We start from the raw sequence: 2,037 nt of genomic DNA, 5'->3' as shown, positions 1-2,037 counted from the left end.
GTTTTTGCTGCCCGCGGGGGGCCGGGGTGGGGCGGCGGGGGGGCGCCGCGGGGGGGGGGGGCCCCCGCCCGGCGGCGGCCACCGGGTCGCAGCGGCGCTGCTCCCCGGCGGCCCCCCGGCCTCAGAAGGTGAGGTTCCAGGCGTCGATCTTGCCGGTGTCGCCGCCGGCGTTGTCGTTCACGCGGAGCTTCCAGACACCGTTGGCGACCTCGGAGGAGGCGTTGACGGTGAAGGTCTGGACGATGTTGTCCGTGCTGCCGCCGGCCCGGTTGCTCAGGGTGTAGACCGAGCCGTCCGGGGCCACGAGGTCGACCTTCAGGTCACCGATGTAGGTGTGCTTGATGTCCACGCCCACCTTGAGGGTGGCCGGGGCGTTGCCGGTCACCCCGCTGACGGTGATGGGGCTCTCCACGGTGGCGTTGTCGTTGATCGCGAAGTCGCCGAGGTTCTCGAAGTACTTCCCGGCCGGCGGGGTGGAGCCCACCGCCTTCAGCGCGTCGACCTGGCCCTCGCCGAAGAACGAGTTGTTGGCCGTGGTGCCGGTGCAGCGGCCGTCCGACGGGCAGGCGATGTCGTTGGCCTGGGTGGCCAGCTTGGCGCGCAGCTGCGCCGGGGTGATGCCGGGGTTGGTGCTGGCGAGCAGCGCCGCGACGCCCACGACGTGCGGGGTGGCCATCGACGTACCGCTCTTCGTGCCGTACTTGCCGCCCGGCAGCGTGGAGTAGACGTCCTGGCCCGGGGCCGCGACGTCGATGACGCCCTGGCCGAAGTTGGAGAACGAGGCCTTGGTGGTGCCGGTGCCGTTCGCCGCGACCGTCACGACGCCCGGGAGCTCGGTCGGGATGTCGAGGCAGGCGTTGGTGATGGTGCGGGTGACCGGCGTCGAGTCGTTGGGGCTCGCGGTGTCGGTCGTCTTGTGGGCGAGGTCGTAGTTCTCGTTGCCCGCCGCGGCGATCTGGAGCGAGCCCTTGCCCTCGGCGTACTCCTGGGCGCGCTTGACGCCCTCGATGATGGCGGCCTGGTCGATGTTGTCCGGGCAGTTGAACTGCCACGGGTCGGTGTAGTAGCTGTTGTTGGTGACCTTGAAGCCGTGGTCACCGGCCCACACGAACCCGCAGATGGTGTTCTCGGCGAAGAAGAACGAGTTGCCCGGCTCGGCGACGCGGACCGCGGAGATTTTCACGCCCGGGGCCACGCCGACGACGCCCTTGCCGTTCTTGGCGGCCGCGATGGTGCCCGCGACGTGGGTGCCGTGGGTGTCCACGTCCCGCCAGGCGCCCGCACGGGTGTCGGGCTTGCCGTAGGCGCAGGAGACGGAGTCGGCGGCGTTGAAGTTCGGCGCCAGGTCCTGGTGCTGGTCGTCCACACCGGTGTCGAGGATGCCGACCTTGACGGAGGCGGAGCCGGTGGTGACGGCCCAGGCCTGGTCCGCCTTGATCTGGCTCATGTCGGCGCGGACGGGCTCGCCGGCCGGGGTCGTCGACTGGGCCGGGTTGGCGGGCAGCGCCGGGTTGTAGGCGTCGGCCGGGACGTCCGAGGTGCGGGTGGCCCCGACCTGCTGGACGCCGCTGACCCCGCGCATCGTCGCGGCGAAGCCGGCGGACGAGGAGTGGGCGACGATCACGCCGATGGCGTCGAAGTTCGAGAAGACGGTGCCGCCGTTGGCGGCGATGGCGGAACGCACCGCCGAGCTGTCACCGGGGGCGGTGATCACCAGGTAGGCGCGGGTGCCGGCAACCCAGGTCGCACTCTGGGAAGACGGCGCCGCGGCCTTGGCCTTGGCGGGGGCGGACGGGACGGCCTGGCCGGAGGGCGAGACCGGGGCGGTGCCGGCGAGCGCGGCGGGGGCCCCGAAGGCGAGCGCGGCGCCGAGCGTGGCGGCCAGCACGAGGGTACGTCGAGGTCGGCTGGATATGTGGGGTATCAATGCGTCCTCCGAAGACGGGCCCGGGGGGGGGGGGGGCCCACACCCCGCGTACCACCCCCCCCCCCCCCGGGCGCCGGCGCGGTTAAAAAAAACACAACCCCCACAAACCC

General features: G+C 72.1%; 1 protein-coding gene. It reads right to left on the bottom strand.

Translation table 11 applies throughout. The features are described 5' to 3' along the window. Positions 1-121: 121 nt before the first annotated feature. Positions 122-1,888, bottom strand: a complete 1,767-nt coding sequence (locus ACFXA3_RS41625) for a S8 family serine peptidase (RefSeq protein ID WP_385196563.1) — start codon at positions 1,886-1,888, stop codon at positions 122-124. Positions 1,889-2,037: the final 149 nt, after the last annotated feature.

It is taken from the genome of Streptomyces sp. NPDC059456 (assembly GCF_042750055.1).
In the GTDB taxonomy this organism is placed as follows: Bacteria; Actinomycetota; Actinomycetes; order Streptomycetales; family Streptomycetaceae; genus Streptomyces.
Note: the sequence above shows the minus strand (reverse complement) of the source record. Positions and strands in the feature narration are given on the sequence as shown.